At 40.0% G+C, this 2,066-nt stretch carries 2 protein-coding genes; one reads left to right on the top strand and one right to left on the bottom strand.

What is annotated here, in order from left to right; all coding sequences use genetic code 11:
* The first annotated feature begins 209 nt into the window (after positions 1-209).
* A complete protein-coding gene (locus BMW38_RS19225) occupies positions 210-1,427 on the top strand; it encodes a CaiB/BaiF CoA transferase family protein (protein ID WP_092711090.1) in 1,218 nt (405 codons plus the stop codon).
* A 51-nt stretch (positions 1,428-1,478) separates the two neighbouring features.
* Here BMW38_RS19225 and BMW38_RS19220 read toward each other — a convergent pair.
* Positions 1,479-2,066, bottom strand: a 588-nt coding sequence (locus tag BMW38_RS19220) for an electron transfer flavoprotein subunit alpha/FixB family protein (protein ID WP_213031204.1), incomplete at its 5' end; no start/stop codon positions are given.

The raw sequence follows: 2,066 nt of genomic DNA, 5'->3' as shown, positions 1-2,066 counted from the left end.
AAAGCATAGCTTTTGCACTTGCGGCAGGACAAAGCGCTGCTTTGTTCTTCCTGCCTCAGGTGGTGGTGGTCCGAATTACCCTAATATGTAATTCCGTCACGGCAAAGCATTGCTTTGCTAGCCGTGTCTCATATCCAAATATGTAATATCGGACGATATAGCAGAGTTTCAATTGATCAATAAAGCAAGATATAAAAAAGGATAATCTAATGGGTGCATTAACAGGATATAAAGTATTAGATTTAAGTCGTATATTAGCCGGCCCTTGGTGCAGTCAAATCTTGGCAGACCTTGGTGCAGAGGTTATAAAAGTTGAACGTCCTTATTGTGGAGATGATACTCGACAGTGGGGACCACCTTGGTTAAAAGATAATAAAAAACTAGATACTCAAGAGGCTGCTTATTATCTATCAGCAAATCGAAATAAATTTTCAGTCGCTATTGATATTTCAACGTTTGAAGGCCAAGCCCTGATTAAAAAAATGGTTTTAGATACAGATGTTCTCATTGAAAACTATAAAACAGGCACCCTTAAGCGCTATGGACTAGATTATGAGAGCTTATCCAAAATCAACCCTCGTTTAGTATATTGTTCTATTACAGGTTTTGGGCAAACTGGCCCCCGTTCTAAAGAACCTGGATATGATTTTATCATTCAAGGCATGGGAGGAATGATGAGTGTTACTGGAGAGCGTGACGATTTACTAGGCGGAGGCCCGCAAAAAGCTGGCATTGCACTTGCTGATTTAACCACTGGCTTATATTCCAATATCGCAATTCAAGCTGCTCTTCTTTCACGCCATCAAACAGGTGAAGGCCAATATATTGATATGGCATTACTAGATACTCAAATTGCTTGCATGTCCCAGCTTGGAACAAATTACTTAGTATCAGAAAAAATTCCTGGGCGTTATGGAAATGCTCACGCTAATATTGTGCCTTATCAGATTTTCAAAGCTCTTCAGGGTGAATTCATTATTGCCTGTGGTAATGACAATCAATTTACTTCATTGTGCCAAGGTATTGGCTTAGCTGAATTACTGCATAACCCTAAATTTTCAACTAACGCCCAACGTGTAATTCATCGAGATGCTTTGATACAGATATTACAGTCACACTTTTTAAGTGATACTGCTGAGAATTGGGTTGCTAAAATTCACGCGGTTCAAGTTCCTGTTGGCATGATTAATAATATTCAACAAGCTCTCTCGGAACCACAGGCTATAGCACGCAACATGGTAGTCAAAATCCCCCATCCTCTACAAAGTAACTACCAAATGATTGGGTCGCCAATTAAGCTTTCAAAAACACCTGTTGAATATAAAAAAACTCCTCCTCTTTTAGCTGAGGATAGTAATTTAATTCTGCAACGTTATCTTAACGATGAGGAATTCACTGCTTTGAAGAATAAAAGAATTGTTCAATAATAAAAAACCCTTAGTTTTTACTAAGGGTTTTTTGACTTTAATCAATAAAGATTAAAGTTTAGATACCAACTCTGGTACTACAGTGTTCAAATCACCAACTAACCAGTAGTCAGCAACACTGTTGATTGGCGCTTCTTCGTCTTTGTTGATTGCAACAATAACTTTAGAATCTTTCATACCAGCCAAATGCTGGATCGCACCAGAAATACCTACAGCAACATAAAGGTCAGGTGCAACGATCTTACCAGTTTGTCCAACCTGAAAGTCGTTAGGTACGAAGCCTGCATCAACTGCCGCACGTGAAGCACCTTGTGCTGCACCAAGCTTATCAGCTAATGGATCAAGTACTTTATGGTAGTTCTCACCAGAACCTACACCACGACCACCAGAAACTACGATGCGAGCAGCTGTCAATTCAGGACGGTCAAGTTTCACGATTTCTTCAGATACAAAATTAGAAATACCTGCATCTTTGGCTTCACTTACTGCTTCAACCGCAGCAGAACCACCTTCAGCAGCGACTGGATCAAATGCTGTACCACGAACTGTACCAACAATGATTGCTTCGTCAGATTGAACAGTAGCAATCGCGTTACCTGCATAGATCGGACGCTTGAATGTGTTAGCAGATTCAACAGA

Origin of the sequence: Acinetobacter sp. yr461 (assembly GCF_900110445.1) — a bacterium.
GTDB classification, from domain to species: domain Bacteria; phylum Pseudomonadota; class Gammaproteobacteria; order Pseudomonadales; family Moraxellaceae; genus Acinetobacter; species Acinetobacter calcoaceticus.
The sequence above is the reverse complement of the archived record's forward strand: the minus strand, read 5'-3'. Positions and strand labels throughout refer to the sequence as shown.